Raw genomic sequence first — 19,026 nt, 5'->3', positions numbered from 1 at the left:
CGCCATCGCCGTTGGCGAGGGCGTTGTCCGATGCAGCGAAAGATCCGTCACCGTCTGCCGCGGCATCGTGGCCGATGGCCGTGGCATTGGCGGAGCGGGCATCGGCGTTGGCACCGATGGCAGTCGAGTCCGCACCGTTGGCCGTGGCGATGTCGCCAACGGCTACGGCGTTTTCGCCTACCGCGCTCGCCCGGTTGCCCAGGGCAACGGCTGCTTCGCCATCGGCGAACGCACCCTGGCCGACGGCGGTCGAGTTGAGGTCGTCAGCGAAGGAGTTGGCACCAACGGCGGTTGCACCCACGGTCTCGGCGCGGGAGTTCGCACCAAAGGCCGAGGCGTTCTGACCGAAGGCCAGCGTATCTGTGCCGACCGCTGTTGCGCCATCGCCGTTGGCGAGGGCGTTGTCCGATGCAGCGAAAGATCCGTCACCGTCTGCCGCAGCGTCATGGCCGATGGCCGTGGCGTTGGCGGAGCGGGCGTCGGCGTTGGCACCGATGGCGGTCGAGTCCGCACCGTTGGCCGTGGCGATATCGCCAACGGCTACGGCGTTTTCGCCTACCGCGCTTGCCCGGTTGCCCAGAGCAACGGCAGCTTCACCATCGGCGATTGCCCCTTGGCCGACAGCCGTCGAGTCGACGTCGTCAGCGAGAGAGCCAGCACCCAGGGCCGTGGCGCCGACGGTTTCGGCGCGGGAGCCAGCACCGAAGGCCGAGGCGTTCTCACCGAAAGCCAGCGTGTCCGTGCCGACCGCGGTTGCGCCATCGCCATTGGCGAGGGCGTTGTCCGATGCAGCGAAGGAACCGTCGCCGTCTGCCGCGGCATCGTGGCCGATGGCCGTGGCATTGGCGGAGCGGGCGTCGGCGTTGGAGCCGATGGCTGTCGAATCGAGACCGTTGGTCGTCGAATTGATGCCCACGGCAGTACTGCGAGACCCGTCTGCGGTTGCACCCTGACCAACGGCGGTCGCCCCGCCACTATTGGCAAGGCTGCCCTGACCGACAGCCGTGCTCTGATCACCCAATGCGGAGGCGGATTCGCCAACGGCAGTCGAATTCTCGAACGTGGCGGAGGAGTTTTCGCCGAGGGCGGAGCTGCTGTCTCCGCTGGCGATGGCGTTCTCACCGAAAGCTGCGGAATCCGCACCTGTCGCCTGCGCGCCGCCACCCACTGCGGTGGAGCCCGATGCAATAGCGCCTTCGCCAATGGCCACGGCATTCTCGCTGGTGGCTTGCGCGCCGCCGCCAATCGCGACCGCGCCGGGTGCCGAGGCATCGGCCGGGGCGTCCGCGCTGTTCACATCGTAATAGTCCAGCGCGGCGGCGTTGGCATCGGCCGTGGCCTGCGCCGCATCGGCTGCGGCCTGCGCGTTATCGGCGGTCGTCTGTGCGGTGTTTGCGCTGGTTTGCGCGGCATTGGCTGCTGCCTGCGCGTTGTTTGCGGTGGCTTGCACCGCGTTCAGCTGGTTGAGGTTGACGGCATCCGTGCCGAGGGTGGCAGCGCCGACCTGCGTGATCTGGCGTCCGCCGACCGCAACACTGTTGGCGCGGTCGGTATTGGTGTTTGCACCAAGGGCGACGCTGCTATCCTCGTCGGCTACTGCCAATCGTCCAATAGAAACGCTCAATGCGCCGCTTGCGGTGTTCTGATCACCGATTGCGGTTGAGAAATCACCGGAAGCGACAACTCCTCCGCCCACGGCAGTTGATTGGAGACCACTCGCATCGGACTGGGAGCCAATCGCCGTACTGAAAACCCCGGTGGCGTCAGCACCAACGCCGACGGCAGTACCGCCGCTAGCTGCTTCGGATAACCAGCCGACTGCGGTGCCCTGGTTGCCGGTCACTTCGGCGTCATCGCCGATCGCCGTTGCTCCCTGGTGATCGGCCGACGCGTTCGGACCGCATGCCATCGCCTGACCTGCAGCGGCCGAAGCACCGCCCGTCGTATCGCCCGCTGTCGCACCCGGCGTTCCATCGTTGTCCAGCAAACATTCTTCAGCTGACGCAATGTGAGGCGTGGCACCTACCATGGCGACGGTGGCGATGGCGAGACCTGACGCGCCGAGCGTCATGGTCGTCATTTTACCGAATGTTTTCGGTTCCGAATTGCGCATAAAATCCTCCTGTTTGGTCGAACCGGGCCGAAATCGACGGGTGCGACGGCAGGAGGGAAAAACCCTGGCTATCCATGTAAATTTTGTCCCCCAATTGCCCGTCGCAGTCCCCCGACTGCAGCGGTTGCCCGATTCTGGGCTGGGGGGAGGCTACGCCAATTTTTAAAAAATGCATGACAAAAATGCGAGAATTTAAAAGAAAACGTCGTCTAGACCGGTGCACACGAAAGCAAACACGCGAAGTTAATGCGACTGATACTTTTTTCTATCTGAGACCAAGTTCCTGAGAATGGGCTTTATTTCCAGAGAATGAGGCGACGAGGTGCGAGGGGTCATGGGAAGAAGTTGCCTGTCATCATAAAGGGTCTCAGGAAGAACTAAAATTTCCCGCGCATTTAGCGGCTCGTGCGCCAGATTTAGAAGCGCAGGAGTCCGCATTACCGGAAGCTATCCAGCCGCGGTAAAACCCTGTTACCGGGTCTTTTTCGGGGAAGCGGGATGCGCGCCGCCCTGGGTGTTCTCAATTCGCCAACCAAGGCCGCTCCGCAGCCGGTCAGGTGCCGGCTCGCATCATGCCTCGTGAACGGTCTTTACCACCATGCAGGCCTTAACGCCTTCCGGTCCATCCTCGCTACCGTGGCCGGACCACTGCACGCCCTGGAACGGCGCGTCTGCGGAGGAGACCATGTGCGTATTCATGCCTACCATCCCCACCTCGAGCGCATCCGCCAGGCGGCGCTGGCGCTGCACGTCGTTGGTCCAGGCATACCCGGCCAGGCCATAGGCCAGGCGATTGGCCTCCGCGATCATGTCGTCCTCGTTCCTGTACGGGTTGATGAGCGCCAGAGGGCCGAAAGGCTCCTCGCTCATCACCTCCGCTTCCAGCGGCACTTCGCTGAGGAGGGTCGGCTGGAAGAAATAGCCCTGATTGCCGATACGTTCGCCGCCGGTATCGATCCGCGCGCCCTTGCCCTTCGCGTCCGCGACGAACTTTTCCATGGCATCGGGACGGCGCGCATTGGCCATCGGGCCCATCTGGGTACCGTCTTCCAGCCCGTTTCCGACCACGGTCGCGGCAAGCCTTTCGGCCATGCCCTCGCGGAATTTCTCGAACACATCTTCCTGCACGATGAAGCGGGTGGGAGAGATGCACACCTGCCCGGCATTGCGCACCTTGCCGCCCGCCGACATGGCCAGCGCCTTTTCCATGTCGGCATCGTCGAACACCAGTACCGGACCGTGTCCGCCCAGTTCCATGGTGGTCCGGATCATGTTCTCCGCTGCCAGCTTGGCCAGGTGCTTGCCCACCACGGTTGAACCGGTGAAGGAAAGCTTGCGGATGACCGGGCTGGCAAGGAGGTGGCGGCTCACCTCGTCGGGCACGCCGAACACCGCCTGGGCCACTTCCGTGGGAAGCCCGGCATCATACAGGCATTGCAAAACGCCCAGCGCCGATGCCGGTGTTTCTTCCGCGCTCTTGATGATGATCGAACAACCCGCTGCGATCGCGGCGCCCAGCTTGCGGCCCGGGTTTACCAGCGGAAAGTTCCACGGTGCGAAGGCTGCGACGGGGCCCACGGGCTCCCACCGCACCACGCTGCGCTGGCCCACGGGCCGCACCAATTCGCGGCCATAGAGACGCTGGCACTCGCCGGCAGCGAAATCGAACCAGCTGGCAACAGCCATTGCTTCCATCTTCGCTTCGCCCACGGGCTTGCCCTGCTCCAGCGTCGCCACGCGGGCCAGTTCCGCCGCCCGCTCCCGGATCAGCGCCGCCGCGCCGTGCAGGACCCGCGCCCTCTTGGCGGCAGGGGTGTAACGCCACGTTGTGAAGCCACGCTGCGCGGCATCCAGCGCGCGGTCCAGGTCAGCGGAGTTGGCCAGCGGCAATTCGGCAAGCGTCTCCCCCGTCACGGGGTTCACGACATCGAACGTCTGGCGTCCGCCTCCTGAAACCTTCTCGCCATCGATGTACATGTGGAGAGCGGGGTATTGGGTCATCTGTCGTTACCTCTTGGTTTCCTGCCCTGCCGGGCGTTCGCGCGGGTTCCCTAACCAAATGCGTCCGCCCACGCCATACCTCACTTTCGGTGCGGTCCGGCCACGACCTCTGCGCCGAACAAATCGTCATCGTATGGTCGTACCCCAAATTCGATAGCGCAGGTTCAGCTTGCCTCGGCTAGAGTATCGCAATGATCCGTATTGCCATTGCCTTCGCCCTTGTCGCCGCATCCACGCCGGTGTTGGCGCAGTCGCCTGCCGTCGCACCGCAGCTCAGTCTCGACCACCGCATGCTGTTGCGCTGTTCCGCGGCTTTCGCCATCGTTGCCAACGGGCAGGAAAGCGGCAGTCCCGAGGCCCTGCAATATCCCGAACTGGCGGAGCGCGGCCGCGAATTCTTCGTCCGCGCCTCTGCACAGGTCATGGATGAGGCGGGGCTGAGCCGCGAACAGATTGCCGCCGCGTTGACCGCCGAAGCACGCGATCTGCGGGGTAGCGGATCTCTCGATGCGGTCATGCCGGTGTGCCTGGGACTGTTGCCCGCAGAATAAATACGCCCGGCCACTGTCTGCGCTGGACCTGAATCCGCTGTTGCGGCATTAACAACAGGCAAGCATGTGGCAACTTTTCTATTTCCCGCTCTGTCCGTTCAGCCGCAAGGTGCAGTTGGTCCTTTCCGAAAAGAAAGTGCCCTACACCCTGCAGCTTGCCTATCCGTGGGAAGATGACGACCGGTTCCACGCGCTGAACCCGGCAGGCAAGACCCCGGTTCTGCATCATGCCGAGAGACGGCTGGTGCTGATCGACAGCCAGGCGATCTGCGAATATTTCGAGGAAACCGAGAGCAAGAGCCCGCTGATCCCCGGCTCTGCCGCCGCGCGGGCCGAGGTTCGCCGTCTCACCGCGCTTTTCGATGACGGGCTGTACGGCGATGTCACCGAACCGCTGATTTACGAGAAGATGAAGAAACGGCTGATCCTGCGCCAGTCGCCCGACAGCGGCGTGCTGCGTGCTGCCATGCGGCTGACCCACGAGCATCTCGACTATCTCGACTGGCTGATCGACAACCGTCGCTGGCTGGCCGGGGCGCAGCTCAGCCTGGCGGATTTCGCCGCGGCGGCGCAGCTATCGGTGATCGATTACCTGGGCGGGATCGACTGGTCCGGCCACGAACAGTCGCACGGCTGGTACCGTGTGATGAAAAGCCGCCCCAGCTTTGCGCCGCTGCTGAGCCAGAAGATGGAAGGTCTTCCGGCACCCCGGCATTATGCCGACGTGAACGCGTGATCTTTTGTCTCGCGATTGCGCCCCTGCGCAGTTGTCCTCGCTAGACGCGCAGCAAGCTGCCCCGCTGAGGTTGGGCGGCCGCCCTTGCGGTCCGCCGGGTGCGAACCGATATTCTTCTCGACCGTTGATGCCTGGAAACGTTCGGGCGCAAAACGAAAGCAAGTGCATCATCGCGCCCGAGCTTATGCCCGGCACTCGAGGAGCCAAACAAGGAGTCGTTCAATGACAACTGACAAGCTGCAACTTTCCGAAGCCGAATGGCGCGAAAAGCTGACGCCCGAGCAATACCGCGTGCTGCGCGAGGCAGGGACGGAGCGCGCCTTCACCGGGAAGTACGAGAAGAACAAGTCCGAAGGCGAATACAAGTGCGCCGGTTGCGGACAGCCATTGTTCGAAAGCGATGCCAAGTACGACAGCGGATCGGGCTGGCCCAGCTTCACCGCGCCGGCAGACCAGTCCGCCGTCGAGATGAACCAGGACGTTTCCCACGGCATGGTTCGCACAGAAGTGGTGTGCAGCAAGTGTGCAGGACATCTGGGCCACGTATTCCCCGACGGACCGGGGCCGGAAGGCCTGCGCTTTTGCATCAATTCCGCGGCATTGGAGTTCGAACCGGAGGAAAAACCGGGCGACTGAGCGCTCGGGGCGTTCACGCTGGATTATCTTTCCCCTATGCATTGCGTGACCAAGCTGATTGATTGTGCTTGAACAGCGCGCAGTTGCGGGATTTTGACGGCAGATGGCCAGACGGCGGGGCAGCAGCTCCAACAAGAGAGGTGACCGGTCGCGTCGCGCCGCGTCGAAAGCGCGTGAGCGCGAAGCGAGCGAGCGCGGCTGGAAGGCCACGCTGTGGCGGTGGACGAAGCGTGGCGTAATCGCCGGTACGCTCGTCGCCCTGCTGGCAGTCATCGGGCTGGTTACCGCCGTGTTCTTCGCCTCGCGCAGCCTTCCCTCCTATGCGTCGATGCGCGAAAGCCAGAACGGCCAGACGATCCTCGTCCGCGCGCGCGACGGGTCGCAGATCGTCGAACTGGGGCCCAGCTATGGCCAGTGGCTGGAAGCGAACGAAATCCCCGACGTGATGAAGCAGGCGATGGTCTCGGTGGAGGACCACCGTTTCTATTCGCACTTCGGCGTGGACCCGATGGGCCTGGCCCGCGCAGTCTATAACGCCACGGTCGAGGACCGGCAGGTGTCCGCGACTTCCACCATCACCCAGCAGCTGGCGCGTAACGTCTTCCTCAATTCCAATCGCACCCTGGACCGCAAGCTGCGCGAGGCGGTCCTGGCGATGGCGCTGGAATGGCGTTATTCGAAGGACCAGATACTCGAGCTCTACCTTAACAAGGTCTATTTCGGCGGCGGTGCCTACGGCATCGATTCCGCCAGCCGCAAGTTCTTCAGCCACTCCGCGCGCGAACTGAGCCTGGAAGAGGCTGCGATCATTGCCGGACTGGTGAAGGCGCCCAGCCGCTATTCGCCTACCGCCGACGTGGACGCCGCCGTGGGGCGCGCCAACGTCGTGGTCGGTCAGATGGTGCGTTACGGCGGGCTGGACCCGGCCGTGGCGCGGCAGGTGAACGTGGACGCGGTGAAGCTGTCCACCACCGAAGGGCAGAACTCTATCCGCTACTTCACCGACTGGGCCCTGCCGCAGCTCGATCTGCTGCTGCCCAACGGCACGTTCGAGCCGATCGAGGTCTGGACGACGCTGGACGTTGGCATGCAGCGCGCGGCGACCACCGCCATCCAGTCCAACGTGCCCGGCAGCGCGCAGGGCGCCCTTGTCAGCCTCGACCGCGACGGGGCGATCCTGGCACTGGTAGGCGGCACCGACTACGTCAATTCAAGCTACAACCGCGCGACCGAGGCGATGCGTCAGCCGGGTTCATCCTGGAAGCTGTTCGTCTACCTCGCCGCGCTGGAAGCGGGTTATACGCCGGATGACCGCGTGCAGGACGTTCCGGTGACCATCAATGACTGGTCTCCCCGCAATTCCGGCGGCACCTATGCCGGTGAGATCGACGTGCGCACCGCCTTTGCCTATTCGAAAAATACCGTCGCCGCGCAACTGGGCAACGAAGTGGGCTTCTCCAACGTCGCCAGCATGGCGCGCCGGTTCGGCATTACCACGCCCATCAGCACGTACCCTTCCATGGTGCTGGGCACGTCCGAGGTGCGGCTGATCGACATGGTACGTGCCTTCGCCGCGGTTTCCGCAGGCGGGCAATCCATCGAACCCTACGGTATTCTGCGCGTCACCACCGCCGAGGGCGAGGAACTCTATCGCCACAAGGAAACGCGTCCCTATACCCTGGTGCCCGATTATGTCGCCGCCGGTATCACGGACCTACTGCAGACTGCCGTTGCCACCGGTACGGGTCGCGCCGCCCAGATCGGGCGTCCCGTGGCGGGCAAGACAGGCACGACCAGTTCCAACCGCGACGGTTATTTCGTCGGCTTCTCCAGCGGCATTACCACCGGGGTCTGGATGGGCATGGACAACAACGATCGCGTTCCCGCCCTGTCGGGCGGGCGCGCACCGGCGCAGGCCTTTGCCGCTTTCATGCGCTATGCGGTGCGTGATCGACCGGTGGAGGAATTCGATACCGACCTCCAGTTGCCCGAATGGCAGCTCGAGCCCGATGACGAGTTCTATTTCGGCGAGGATGACGATTACTACTTCTACATCGACGAGCAGGGCAACCTGGTCGATCCGAGCGGCTCTCGCGGACGTTATGGCGATGGCTTCGACGTGGAGGGCGAGGGTGCCGACGTGGAGAGAGACCCGCTCGATCCACGCGGTATGGACAGACCGTCTCCGTCGCCTACCCCCAATCGCACCCCGGCCCCTCGCCGTAGCGAGCCGCCGCCAGCGGCAAGCGACGATTTCCTCGAACGTGCCACCGGGCAAAACCTGCCCCGCGACGAGCGACAGCAGAATTACCGTCCTGCGCCTAGCGGGCTGAACGAACAGCGGTTTTAGCCCTGGGTTCTCCCGGGGCGTGCCCCGGTGACACCTTTCCCCGACAAGCAAAAAGAAGGGGCGGCAACGCTATCGTTACCACCCCCTCCGGCATTCAATTTTCTCGACAGTGGGTCAGTCGTCGTTGAAGCGTACCGGCAACGACTGGGTCTGGCCTTGGCGGGTGCGAACGCGCAGCAGTACGGCTTCACGGCCATCCTCCTGAACGTCGCGCAGGATCGCTTCGAGTTCGTCCACGCTGCCTACGGAACGGCCGTTGGCCGACAGGATCATTACCCCGCGGGCAAGCCCGCGCCGCGCGGCATCGGAATTGGGATCGACTGCGGTAATGGCGAGGCCATCGGTATCAGCCGGTTGGCCCAGCTGCCGGGCGATCTGGGGCGTGATTTCCACGGCCTGGATACCCAGCAGATCTTCCATCAGCCCACTGCCGCCCTCGGGCGCTTGCGGTGCCGGGGTGGTTTCATCGTTACCCTGGAACATGTTCTGCCGCTGCAGTTCTTCCTCGCTCGGGCGGCGACCCACGGTCAGGTTGACACGCCGGCGTTCGCCGCTGCGGATAAAGGTCAGCGGCACGGTGGTGCCCGGCGCGATGTTGGCAACGATGCGAGACAAGGTGTTCTCCGGCGTCACGTCCTGTCCGTCGACCGAAATCACCACGTCGCCCGGTTGCAGGCCCGCGCCTTCGGCGGCTTCGCCGGGCTGGACGCCCTGCACCAGTTCGCCGATGCCTGCCTCGATGCCGAGTGCTTCGGCGATATCATCGTCAACCGGCTGGATCTGCACGCCAAGATAGCCGCGCTCGATCTCTTCCCCTGCTATCAGCGCGCGCACGATCGGTGCGGCGTCTTCCGCCGGGATGGCCAGCCCGATGCCGACGCTCCCGCCGGAGGGCGAAAGGATGGCATTGTTGATGCCGATGACATTGCCCTGCATGTCGAACAGCGGACCACCGGAGTTGCCGCGGTTGATCGCCGCATCGGTCTGGATGTAGCGGTCGTAGGCACCGCCTTGGCCGGTGTTGCGCTGCACGGCGGAGACAATCCCGCTCGTCACGGTCCCGCCAAGGCCGAAGGGGTTGCCGATGGCAATCACCCAATCACCCACGCGCGCCTGTGCGCTGTCACCGAAATTGACGAAGGGGAACGGTTCCGGACGGCTGATCTTCAAGACCGCCAGGTCGGAAGAGGGATCGGTGCCCACAAGCTCGGCAGCGTATTCGGTGCCGTTGGGCAGGGTCACGGTCACCTCTTCCAGCGTCGCCCTGGCATCGGGGGATACGACGTGGTTGTTGGTGACCACGTACCCATCGGCCGAGACGATGAAGCCTGAACCCAGCGACGTTGCCTCACGCCGCTGCGGGCCGCCACGGCGCTGGTTGAAGAACTGCCCGAACGGCGTTCCTTCAAAGGGGTTCTGCGCCTGGGGAATGGTGATGGACTGGCGGGTAGAGATGTTGACCACCGCCGGCTGCAACACTTCCGTAAGGTCCGCGAAACTGGCGGGCGCGCCGGATATCGGAACCCGGTCCTGCATCTGGATACGGTCGTTCTGCGCCACCTGCGCGCCGGCCGGGTAACCGGTCAGCAGGGAGATGGCTGCCCCGCCTGCCAGCAGGGCCGATGTGAAAGCGTATGAATATCGCACTGGCTTCACGTCCTTTGTATCCTCTTGTCTACATGCACCCCGCCCAATGCTTTCGCATGGGGGTGCAAATGGTTCCGTCCTCGCAAGGCGCTATCCACTCCAACGTGGCTGAATGCGCCTTTAACGACATTTGTAGTCGTCAGCTCCGGGCCGGTCAGCGACCGGGATTGCGGAACTGGCGGAGATATTCGTTGTCCGGGCTCAGGATGATCGAACTTTCGCCATCGCCGGTTTCGAACGTGGTCCGATAGGACTGCATGGCGCGGAAAAAGTCGTAGAAGTCCGGATCCTGGTTGTAGGCTTCGGCATAGATGCGGGCGGCATTTGCCTCGGCCTCTGCACGGATGATCTGCGCATCGCGGCGGCCACCGGCACGGATCGTCTCGGCCTCTTCCTGCCGGTCCGACTCCATGCGGTTGAACGCGGCCTGCAGGGGGGTGCCCTGCGGCAGGTCCGCCCGCTTGATCCGTACGTCCAGAACCTGCGCGCCGTACTGGCGCGCCTGCCGGTCCAGCGCGGCACGAATGTTGCTCATCGCGGTGCCGCGTTCGGGCGTCAGCAGGCTGGCAAAGGTCCGGCGGCCAAGTTCCTGGCGCAGGACCGAGGTCAGGATCGGTTCGAGCTGGTTGACGAGCTGGTCCTCGCTCGAAGCGCTCTGCACGAAAAGCACCGGATCGAAGATACGATAGCGCGCATAGGCGTTCACCTCCAGGCGCTGCTGATCGTTCGACAGCACGGTTTCGCCTTCCATGTCGAGATCGAGCACACGGCGGTCGACCATCTGCACCCGTTCGACGATAGGCAGGCGCCAACTGATGCCGGCACCCGTTTCGCCATAGGCCTCGTCCGGGTCGAACCGGTTGATGACGCGGACGGGTTCACCAGTGCGGATTACTACGCCCTGATGCGTTTCGGGCACGATGACGATGGTGCTGAGCGCAACCACGGCCACCACGGCAAGCGCGATGATTGCGGTCTTGTAACGTTCCCACATCTTACTGCCCTCCCTGCTGGTTGGGGTTCACGGTAAGCGAGGGACCTTGCGCTTCCTGCGACCTGCGCCGTACCTCGGGCAGCGGCAGGTATGGGGTCACGCCATCGGCCTCGATGATAGTCTTGTCGGTATCGCGCAGCACACCCTCCATGGTCTCGTAATAAAGACGCCTGCGGGTAACCTCTGGGGCGAGGCGGTACTGCGAGTAGATTTCGTTGAACTCGGCCGCGCTACCCTGGGCCTGGGCCAGCATCTGCTGTTCGTAGCGCCGCGCTTCGTTCAGGTTACGCTCGGCATCCTGGCGCGCGGCCAGCACGTCGTTGAACGCCTCGATAACCTGCTGCGGAGCTTCGGTACGGGCAATTTCCACACCCTGCACGGCAATGCCGGCACCGTAGGAATCGAGGAGCGCCTGCATCCGGGCGCGCACCCGCGTTTCCACCTGTTCGCGGCCTGCACCCGACAGCACCGTGTCGAGATCGGTTTCCGCAATGGCGGCGCGCATCGCGCTCTCGGCGGATTCGCGCAGCGTGTCCTGCGGATCGGCCAGCTGGAATTCGTAAAGCACCAGGTCCTTGATGTTCCAGCGCACCAGGTACGAGAGGTCGACCAGGTTCTGGTCGCCGGTAAGGATCAGGTTCTCCGTTCCGTCGCCGATAGTCTCGCGCCGGATTTCGCTCACGTTCTCTATCGAAACGGTCTGGAGCGGCCACGGCGCGGTCCATGCCGTACCGGGATTGAGGGTGCGCGAATACTTGCCGCCGAGCCAGGTCACCGTCGCCTGTTCGCGCGGCTGGATGAAGTGCAGAGAGGTCGCCAGTAACCAGACCGCGACGATCGCGATCATGGCGATGGGGAACCAGCTGCCGCCGCCCGGTCGCTGCGGAATTCGGAAATTGGGCCCTCCCGGACCGCCGCCACCGCGACGCCGCGGGCCTTCCGGGCCGCGGTTCTTGAAGATGTCTTCTATATTGGCGCTGCGCCGACCGCGATCCGATCCACTGCCACCGCCACCCGGTAGCCAGGGATTGCGCGGCCCGCGGGGAGGCGGCGCATCGTCGCCGCCGCCGCCAGGACTCTCGTCACCGCCATCGCCGCCATCGTCACCACCACCGGAGCTGCCCGAGGGCTTTCCCCAGGGATTGCGTTTGCCAGCCATTGCCAGGCCGTACCTTTCGAAAAACCCACCCAAACGTGTCATGCCATTATCTATAGGTAGGCTTTCCGCAAAAAACAGGGGGTCTTAGGGGCAATATTGCTGACCTCGGGCGATGAAGGCGCTAGCAGTCCCCCTCATGAGTAGTGAAGCAGCCGTATCAGCCGCCATTCCACCCGAACTTTCCGGCATGGTCCGCTCCACCAGATTCGCGGATGGCGTGGCCACCATCGTCGCGGATGCTAGCGGGCTTGGCAAAGCGGCCGGGGCCCAGTTGGAGCGTGAACTGCAAGAGGCCGTGGGCGCGGTGGAAGGCGTCGATGAAGTGCGCGTTGCGCTGATGGCGGACAAGGTGCAGCGCCAGATCATCGTCGTCGGTTCGGGCAAGGGCGGCGTGGGCAAGTCGACGCTCACCACGAACCTTGCCGTGGCGCTGGCAAGGGAAGGCAAGAAAGTCGGCGTGGTCGATGCCGATATCTACGGCCCGTCCCAGCCGCTGTTGCTGGGTACCACCAACGAAAAGGTGCGCGCCGAGGGACAGACGCTGATTCCCACGCAGAGCGGGTTCGGTGTGAAGGTCCTCTCGATGGGTCAGCTTATCGAGGCGGGCAAGGCCATTGCATGGCGTGGACCGATGGTCGGCCAGGCGCTCAGCCAGCTGATGGAGGCCGACTGGGGCGATACGGAGTTGCTGATCGTGGACCTGCCGCCGGGCACCGGCGACGTGCAACTGACCATGCTGCAGAAGTTCAAGCCCGCAGGCGCGGTGGTGGTCTCCACCCCGCAGGACCTTGCGCTGATCGACGCCACCCGCGCCATCGACCTGTTCCGGCAGGCCGAGGTGCCGATCGTCGGCCTGGTTGAGAACATGGCGGGCTACCTCTGCCCCGAATGCGGCGCGGTAAGCGACCCGTTCGGTCAGGGCGGTACCGAAGCGGCGGCAAAGTCGCTGGACGTGCCGTTCCTGGGACGGGTTCCGCTGGCGATGGAAATCCGCGTGGCCAGCGATACCGGGCGACCGCCTGCCGCCACCGATACCGAACATGGCCCGCATTTTGCCGGGATCGCGGCGCATCTCGCCCGGTTTCTCGGCACGGTGAAAGGCTGACGCCCGGTGCAGGTCTCGCGGCGCGGGTTGCTGGCAGGTGCAGCGGTCGGCGGTGGCCTGCTGGTGGCGTGGAGCCTTCTGCCGCGCAGTTTCGACAACCCCCTCGCTCCCGCCGATAACGAGATCGCCGTCGATGCCTGGCTGAAGATCGCTGCCGATGGCGTCGTAACCGTCGCCGTGCCGCAGCTGGAAATGGGGCAGGGCGTTACCACCCTCCTGCCGCAGATCGTGGCGATGGAAATGGGCGCGGACTGGCGCCAGGTCGCGGTGGAACCTGCTCCGGTCAGCGGTGCCTATGCCAACCTGCCCCTGGCGGCCGAGTGGGCACCGTTGTGGCAGCCGCTGATCCGGGCGCTGGCTGACGAACCCGGTGATATCCTGCTGCGAAACTGGGCGCAGGACGAGCGCTTCACCGTCACCGCGCGCGGCACGACCCTGGCCGCATACGAAGCCGCCTGCCGCGATGCCGGGGCGGCGGCGCGAAGCATGCTGGCCCAGGCGGCAGCCGAGCGCTGGGACGTACCGTGGGAACAGTGCCGGGCGGAAAACGGGGTGATCTACCACGATGGCAAGGCAGCCAGCTTTGCCGAACTGGCATTGGAAGCCGCGCGGTTCGACCCGCCGGACCCGCCGCCGCTGAAGACGGCCGCGCCCACCGATCCGGCAGTCCTTGCCGGCGTCGATGCCAGCGACATCGCACCCGCCTTTCCCCGGCTCGACCTGCCATCGAAAGTGGATGGCAGCCACATTTTCGCCGGTGATGTGCGCCTGCCGGGCATGGTCCATGCCGCCATTCGTCACGGTCCGCACGATCAGGCCGAGCTGCTCGATTTCGACGCATCGCTAGCGCGCGGGCAGCGGGGGCTGATCCAGCTGGTGCGCGGCAAGCGCTGGCTGGCGGCCGTTGCCGACAACTGGTGGGCGGCGCAGCAGGCGCTGGAAGCAATTGCTCCCCGCTTCGGCAGCGAGCGCCCGGCACGCAGCGCATCCATTTCGCAGCAGCTGGAAAGCCATCTTGCCGATGGGCCGGGCACGGTATTCGAAAAGCGTGGCAACGGCATCGAGGGGTATGTCCCCAACGTGGCCCGGCGCTACGAAATCTCGCCGGGCGTCCATGCCACGATCGAGACGACGAGCGCCACCGCGCGGCTGATGGATGGCACCCTGGAACTGTGGCTGCCGACGCAGGCGCCGGAGCAGGCACGCAGGGCGGCGGCAAAGGCGCTTGGTATGAGCGTGAGCAAGGTCGTGCTCTATCCGGTATCGGCGGGCGGCAGTTTCGACAGGCGGCTTGATAATGCCGCAGCCATCGAGGTGGCCCTGCTGGCACGTGAGGTAGGCAGGCCGGTGCAGCTTACGTGGTCGCGCTGGCAGGAAATGGTCGCCAGCTACCCGCGTGCGCCTGCTGCAGGCCTGCTTGCCGCGCAAACCGATGACGAGGGGAATATCGCCGCGCTGCGCATGCGCGTGGCCAGCCCGCCCACCATGCGCGAATTCGGCAACCGCCTGTTCGATAACCAGGTCAGCTGGGCCGCGATCGACGGGCTGGAAGGCGAATCGGACCGGTTCGCCACCGCCGGTCTTGCCGGTCCCTACGGCGTCGCCAATCTCTCGGTCGAGCACGTGCCTGTCACCATCATGCTGCCGACTGCACCGATGCGCGGACAGGCGGACGGCTATAATTGCTTCATGCGCGAGAGCTTTATCGACGAGCTGGCGCACGAGCATGAGCGGGAGCCGATGAGCTATCGCATTGCCATGCTGGGGGGCGATCCGGGCATGGCCGATGTCCTGCAACGTGCCGCGCGCCTTGCCAACTGGGATGGCGGTCGCCCCGGCAGCGGGCAGGGTATCGCCTGTCACCGCATGCAACTGGGCGACGCAGTGGGCCGTATTGCCGTGGTGGCAGAGGCGGGCGCGGGCGAGGGCGGCCTGCGCGCGCGCAGGCTGTTCGCCTGCGTGGACATAGGCCGCGTGGTAAACCGCGACATCGCCTTGCAACAGATCGAGGGCGGGCTCGTGTTCGGTCTTGGCATGGCGCTGGGATGCTCCACCGATTATGCAGAGGGGCTGCCCACCCACCGGCGGCTTTCGGCCCTTGCGATGCCATCGCTGGATGACTGCCCGGAGATCGTTATCGAACTGGTCGAGAGCGTGGCCCCGCCGTTCGATCCCGGCGAAATCGGCGTTCCCCCGGTGGCTCCTGCCGTTGCCAATGCCTTTGCCAGTGCAACTGGCGTTCGCTTGCGCCGCCTTCCGCTGCTATCGGCGCTGCCATGACTCGGATTGCGCCATGACTCACCGGCCCCAGCAGCTTCCCGCCGATCACCCTCCCGTGAAAAGCGGCCGGGTCGGTGTGCTCGTCGTCAATCTCGGCACGCCGGAGGCTCCCGAAACCGGTCCGGTGCGCCGCTACCTCGCGGAATTTCTGTCCGACCGGCGCGTGATCGAGATCCCGTCGCTGATCTGGCAGCCGATCCTGCGCGGTATCATCCTCAACACCCGTCCGCAGAAAAGCGCGGCAGCCTACCGCGAGGTATGGACCGACAAGGGATCACCGCTGGCGGCGATCACGGCCGAGCAGGCAGAGGCGCTGCAGGCGCGACTGGCCGGATCGGTACAGGTGGAATGGGCCATGCGCTACGGCGAGCCGTCTATCCCCCGGCAGCTGGAAAAGCTGATGGACGAGGGCTGCGAGCGCATCCTGCTTGCCCCGCTTTACCCGCAATACTGCGGTGCCACCACGGCAACGGTGGTGGACAAGGCCGCGGACTGGCTGCGCGAAAGGCGCTGGCAGGCCAGCCTTCGCACCCTGCCGCCCTATCACGACGACCAGGCCTATATCGATGCCCTGGCATCGGACCTTGGGCGGCAGCTGGATGCGCTGGATTTTACGCCGGAAGTGCTGCTGCTGTCCTTTCACGGCATGCCGCAGCGCACGCTTGACCTGGGCGATCCCTACCATTGCCACTGCCGCAAGACCGCGCGCCTGCTGGAGGAAAGGATGGCGCGCCCCGACCTGCGCATGGTCACCACCTTCCAGAGCCGCTTTGGCCGGGCGAAATGGCTGGAGCCTGCCACCGATGATACGCTGATGGCAGAGGGGGCGAAGGGCACGAAGCGGCTCGCCGTCGCCGCCCCCGGTTTCTCCGCCGACTGCCTGGAGACCCTCGAAGAGCTGGCCATGCAGGGCAAGGAACAGTTCGTGGAAGCAGGGGGCGAGCAGTTTGCCGCGCTTTCATGCCTCAACACCAGCGATCCGGGCATGGCCATGCTGGAGACCATCATCCGCCGCGAACTGGGCGGGTGGATCTAGGGCAATCCGAATCTAGAAGTCTATTGCGATCCCGTCCTTCACCCAGTCGCCATAGCGGGTGGGACTGAGTTCCTCGTCCACCTCGCCCTTTTCGGGCTGGGGCGGCGGGTCGTTGGTCCAGTGGGCGGGCTTTTCGAAGCCTTCGGGTCTTTTTGTCGCTCTTTTCATAGCTGCCCCTACATGGGCGCTCTGGCGCTGGGGCGCAACTGGCCCTAGGGGCATGGCGATGGCCAAGACCCCCGGACTGCAACCGCGCCGCGCCGCGCTCAAGATGCTCGATGCCGTATTGCGCCGGGGCGAGACCTTGGAGCAGGCGGGCGGGGCGGCCAACGGCCTGCCCAGCTTCTCGGACCGCGCGCTGGCAAAAGCCCTCGCTGGCGAGGTGCTGCGTTGGCTGGTCGATCTCGACGCGCTGATCGATTCGGCCACGAAAAATCCCCTGCCCGACGATGCCAAGGCGCGCATGGTGCTGCGCATCATGCTGGCCGGATGGCTGCGCCTCGAAACCCCGCCGCATGCGGTGATCGCCACGGCCCTGCCGCTGCTGGACGGCGGTCCCAAGCGACTGGCGCACGGCGTCTTCGCCACGCTGTCGCGCGGCGAGGCGAGCCTGCCGCCGGTGCCGACCCTGCCCACTGCCGTGGTGCAGCGCTGGGGCGACAGGGCCGATTACAACCTCGGGGCCATCGCCGCCGGCATCGCCGCGCCGCCGCCGCTCGACCTGCGGCTGAAGGGGCCGGACCTGACCGACGAAATGGCGGAGCGGATGCAGGCGAGCAGCCTTGCACCGGGCCACTTGCGCCTTGGGCGCGGGGCCTCTGTCTCCGACCTGCCCGGATATGAACAAGGCAGCTGGTGGGTGCAGGATCTGGCCGCGACCATTCCGGCAAGCCTGCTGGGCAGTGGTGAGGGCCAGAACGGACCGAGGCGCGTGCTCGACATCGCCGCAGCCCCCGGTGGCAAGACCATGCAACTGGCCGCTGCCGGGTGGGACGTGACCGCGCTTGATGTCCATCCAAAGCGTATGATGCGTCTGCGCGAAAACCTCGCCCGCACTGGCCTCGATGCCCATACGGTCATCGCCGATGCGCTGGAATGGGAACCGGACGCGCCCTTCGATGCCGTCCTGCTCGATGCGCCGTGTACCGCCACGGGCACCTGCCGCCGCCACCCGGAGGTGATCCACCGCATCGGGCCGCGCCAGATTGCCGAGATGGCAGAACTGCAAGGGAAACTGCTCGCCCGCGCGGCAGGCTGGGTGAAACAGGGCGGCAGGCTGGTCTACGCCACCTGCTCGCTGGAGCGCGAGGAAGGCGAGGCCGTGGCCGCAGGCTGCACGCTGACGCCGGATCCGATCCGCGCATCCGAGTTGCCTGCGGGTCTGCAGCCGACCGACGCGGGCGAGGTTCGCACCGATCCCGGAATGCTGCCGGACAAGGGCGGTCTGGACGGGTTTTTCATCGCGCGGTTTACCGCCTGAGATCAAGCCATCAGGCTTATCTCTTGCAATTTTTCGACATTGCGCTATATGAAAATTGCTAACGTCGCCTGCGACGGAATTTGATCGCCTTTTCGGCGCCCCACTTTTCCCTTCACATGCTGCTGGCTCCGCCTCGGGATACGCCCTTGCGCGGAAGGATATTTTGCATGAAGTTTCGGGATTGGCGGGAGCGGGTTTGGCGAAAGAAGAACTGATGACATTGGAGGGCGAGATCAACGAGGTCCTGCCCGATGGACGCTTCGGCGTCACACTGGATAATGGTCACCAGATCATCGCCTACACCGCTGGCAAGATGCGGCGTTACCGCATCCGCTCCGTCGCCGGAGACCGCGTGCACGTTGAAATGACGCCTTATGATCTGACCAAGGGTCGGATCGTATTCCGCGAGCGCACCGCCGGACAGGGTCCGGGCGGACCGCGCAAACGCGGATTCCGGCGCTGACAAATACTTACAGAATGGCAGCCAGAGTGCTGCCGACAAGGATACAATGAACAACACGTTTTCGGGCGCGAACTCGCGCCATTCTACCCGCTCCGGCACCAGTCGGGGCAATCACGGGCATGCCGATCTCAATGCGAACATGCCCGGCATCCTGTCGACCCTGGAACTGCGGCGACTTGTCGCCGAGATGGTCGATTGAAGAACGAACACAACAGCGGCCATGCACTGGCATTTCCGCAAGAAGGCCGGAGAAACAGCATGGACCTGAACAAGAAATACGCCGCGCACCAGAAAGCGCTCATATTCTCGAAGAGGGCCGACAGCGATGCCGACCGTCGCGATCATCTTGCCGAGGCAGAAGGGATCGCCAAGGAAATTGGCACCTTTCAGCTCGGCCTGGGTGCGGCTGCGGCCTGCGCATGGTGCGCATTGCACCTCACCGCGACGTAGGGATGCACCTGCTGACGTAGTGAAG

17 protein-coding genes are annotated in these 19,026 nt (G+C 64.8%); 11 read left to right on the top strand and 6 right to left on the bottom strand.

Going from position 1 to position 19,026, the window contains the following annotated elements:
• Together D2V07_RS17675 and D2V07_RS17660 are read right to left on the bottom strand one after the other, a co-directional pair.
• On the bottom strand, positions 1–2,080 hold a 2,080-nt coding region (locus tag D2V07_RS17675; protein ID WP_158586893.1), incomplete at its 3' end, for a hypothetical protein.
• 603 nt (positions 2,081–2,683) lie between these two features.
• Positions 2,684–4,114 (bottom strand): NAD-dependent succinate-semialdehyde dehydrogenase, encoded by a 1,431-nt coding sequence (locus D2V07_RS17660; protein WP_119588217.1) that lies wholly within the window; start codon positions 4,112–4,114, stop codon positions 2,684–2,686.
• A 191-nt stretch (positions 4,115–4,305) separates the two neighbouring features.
• Between D2V07_RS17660 and D2V07_RS17655 the strand changes: the two genes are divergently transcribed.
• The 4 genes from D2V07_RS17655 (at position 4,306) to D2V07_RS17640 (ending at position 8,387) form a co-directional block, all read left to right on the top strand.
• Positions 4,306–4,665: a hypothetical protein gene (locus D2V07_RS17655; protein WP_119588216.1), complete on the top strand. Its 360-nt coding sequence runs from the start codon at positions 4,306–4,308 to the stop codon at positions 4,663–4,665.
• Positions 4,666–4,729: 64 nt separating this feature from the next.
• Complete coding sequence (locus D2V07_RS17650; RefSeq protein ID WP_119588215.1) at positions 4,730–5,401, top strand: glutathione S-transferase family protein; 672 nt, start codon at positions 4,730–4,732, stop codon at positions 5,399–5,401.
• Positions 5,402–5,623: 222 nt separating this feature from the next.
• Positions 5,624–6,037, top strand: coding sequence for a peptide-methionine (R)-S-oxide reductase MsrB (gene msrB / locus D2V07_RS17645; protein WP_119588214.1), 414 nt, complete (start codon positions 5,624–5,626; stop codon positions 6,035–6,037).
• 103 nt (positions 6,038–6,140) lie between these two features.
• The gene (locus tag D2V07_RS17640) at positions 6,141–8,387 is read left to right on the top strand and encodes a transglycosylase domain-containing protein (protein WP_119588213.1); all 2,247 of its coding nucleotides are present in this window, start codon (positions 6,141–6,143) and stop codon (positions 8,385–8,387) included.
• Positions 8,388–8,501: 114 nt separating this feature from the next.
• On the opposite strand, the gene D2V07_RS17635 is transcribed toward D2V07_RS17640, so the two are convergent.
• From D2V07_RS17635 to hflK, 3 genes are all read right to left on the bottom strand, one after another.
• On the bottom strand, positions 8,502–10,043 hold the full coding sequence (locus D2V07_RS17635; protein ID WP_119588212.1) for a Do family serine endopeptidase: 1,542 nt from the start codon (positions 10,041–10,043) through the stop codon (positions 8,502–8,504).
• A gap of 145 nt (positions 10,044–10,188) precedes the next feature.
• Positions 10,189–11,028: a protease modulator HflC gene (gene hflC / locus D2V07_RS17630; protein WP_119588211.1), complete on the bottom strand. Its 840-nt coding sequence runs from the start codon at positions 11,026–11,028 to the stop codon at positions 10,189–10,191.
• A 1-nt stretch (position 11,029) separates the two neighbouring features.
• A complete protein-coding gene (gene hflK, locus D2V07_RS17625; protein WP_119588210.1) occupies positions 11,030–12,187 on the bottom strand; it encodes a protease modulator HflK in 1,158 nt (385 codons plus the stop codon).
• A 136-nt stretch (positions 12,188–12,323) separates the two neighbouring features.
• Here hflK and D2V07_RS17620 point away from each other — a divergent pair, with 136 nt between their 5' ends.
• From D2V07_RS17620 to hemH, 3 genes are read left to right on the top strand one after another with little or no spacing between them, the layout of a single operon-like run.
• Positions 12,324–13,292 carry an Mrp/NBP35 family ATP-binding protein gene (locus D2V07_RS17620; protein ID WP_119588209.1) on the top strand — a complete coding sequence of 323 codons (969 nt, stop codon included), beginning with the start codon at positions 12,324–12,326 and terminating at the stop codon, positions 13,290–13,292.
• 6 nt (positions 13,293–13,298) lie between these two features.
• Complete coding sequence (locus D2V07_RS17615; RefSeq protein ID WP_119588208.1) at positions 13,299–15,572, top strand: xanthine dehydrogenase family protein molybdopterin-binding subunit; 2,274 nt, start codon at positions 13,299–13,301, stop codon at positions 15,570–15,572.
• Between the two features lie 13 nt (positions 15,573–15,585).
• A complete protein-coding gene (gene hemH, locus D2V07_RS17610; protein WP_119588207.1) occupies positions 15,586–16,608 on the top strand; it encodes a ferrochelatase in 1,023 nt (340 codons plus the stop codon).
• Positions 16,609–16,620: 12 nt separating this feature from the next.
• Here the strand turns inward: hemH and D2V07_RS17605 are convergent, their stop codons facing one another.
• Positions 16,621–16,776, bottom strand: coding sequence for a DUF1674 domain-containing protein (locus D2V07_RS17605; protein WP_119588206.1), 156 nt, complete (start codon positions 16,774–16,776; stop codon positions 16,621–16,623).
• 58 nt (positions 16,777–16,834) lie between these two features.
• Here D2V07_RS17605 and D2V07_RS17600 point away from each other — a divergent pair, with 58 nt between their 5' ends.
• The 4 genes from D2V07_RS17600 to D2V07_RS17590 all read left to right on the top strand — a co-directional run bounded on the left by D2V07_RS17600 (position 16,835) and on the right by D2V07_RS17590 (position 19,001).
• Entirely contained in the window at positions 16,835–18,088 is a 1,254-nt protein-coding gene (locus D2V07_RS17600; protein WP_119588205.1) for an RsmB/NOP family class I SAM-dependent RNA methyltransferase, read from the top strand.
• 196 nt (positions 18,089–18,284) lie between these two features.
• Positions 18,285–18,551, top strand: a complete 267-nt coding sequence (gene infA / locus D2V07_RS17595; protein ID WP_119588204.1) for a translation initiation factor IF-1 — start codon at positions 18,285–18,287, stop codon at positions 18,549–18,551.
• Positions 18,552–18,597: 46 nt separating this feature from the next.
• On the top strand, positions 18,598–18,750 hold the full coding sequence (locus tag D2V07_RS18640) for a hypothetical protein (RefSeq protein WP_158586892.1): 153 nt from the start codon (positions 18,598–18,600) through the stop codon (positions 18,748–18,750).
• Positions 18,751–18,809: 59 nt separating this feature from the next.
• The gene (locus tag D2V07_RS17590; RefSeq protein WP_119588223.1) at positions 18,810–19,001 is read left to right on the top strand and encodes a hypothetical protein; all 192 of its coding nucleotides are present in this window, start codon (positions 18,810–18,812) and stop codon (positions 18,999–19,001) included.
• Positions 19,002–19,026 lie beyond the last annotated feature (25 nt).

The sequence above is a fragment of the Aurantiacibacter zhengii genome, assembly GCF_003584125.1.
Taxonomy (GTDB): Bacteria; Pseudomonadota; Alphaproteobacteria; order Sphingomonadales; family Sphingomonadaceae; genus Alteraurantiacibacter; species Alteraurantiacibacter zhengii.
The sequence above is the reverse complement of the archived record's forward strand: the minus strand, read 5'-3'. Positions and strand labels throughout refer to the sequence as shown.

What these genes read in the sequence shown, in the direction of transcription:
- D2V07_RS17660 (WP_119588217.1), bottom strand. Translation starts at nt 4,114, where the DNA reads ATGACCCAATACCCCGCTCTCCACATGTACATCGATGGCGAGAAGGTT.
- D2V07_RS17655 (WP_119588216.1), top strand. Translation starts at nt 4,306, where the DNA reads ATGATCCGTATTGCCATTGCCTTCGCCCTTGTCGCCGCATCCACGCCG.
- D2V07_RS17650 (WP_119588215.1), top strand. Translation starts at nt 4,730, where the DNA reads ATGTGGCAACTTTTCTATTTCCCGCTCTGTCCGTTCAGCCGCAAGGTG.
- msrB (WP_119588214.1), top strand. Translation starts at nt 5,624, where the DNA reads ATGACAACTGACAAGCTGCAACTTTCCGAAGCCGAATGGCGCGAAAAG.
- D2V07_RS17640 (WP_119588213.1), top strand. Translation starts at nt 6,141, where the DNA reads ATGGCCAGACGGCGGGGCAGCAGCTCCAACAAGAGAGGTGACCGGTCG.
- hflC (WP_119588211.1), bottom strand. Translation starts at nt 11,028, where the DNA reads ATGTGGGAACGTTACAAGACCGCAATCATCGCGCTTGCCGTGGTGGCC.
- hflK (WP_119588210.1), bottom strand. Translation starts at nt 12,187, where the DNA reads ATGGCTGGCAAACGCAATCCCTGGGGAAAGCCCTCGGGCAGCTCCGGT.
- D2V07_RS17620 (WP_119588209.1), top strand. Translation starts at nt 12,324, where the DNA reads ATGAGTAGTGAAGCAGCCGTATCAGCCGCCATTCCACCCGAACTTTCC.
- hemH (WP_119588207.1), top strand. Translation starts at nt 15,586, where the DNA reads ATGACTCACCGGCCCCAGCAGCTTCCCGCCGATCACCCTCCCGTGAAA.
- D2V07_RS17605 (WP_119588206.1), bottom strand. Translation starts at nt 16,776, where the DNA reads ATGAAAAGAGCGACAAAAAGACCCGAAGGCTTCGAAAAGCCCGCCCAC.
- D2V07_RS17600 (WP_119588205.1), top strand. Translation starts at nt 16,835, where the DNA reads ATGGCCAAGACCCCCGGACTGCAACCGCGCCGCGCCGCGCTCAAGATG.
- D2V07_RS18640 (WP_158586892.1), top strand. Translation starts at nt 18,598, where the DNA reads ATGAACAACACGTTTTCGGGCGCGAACTCGCGCCATTCTACCCGCTCC.
- D2V07_RS17590 (WP_119588223.1), top strand. Translation starts at nt 18,810, where the DNA reads ATGGACCTGAACAAGAAATACGCCGCGCACCAGAAAGCGCTCATATTC.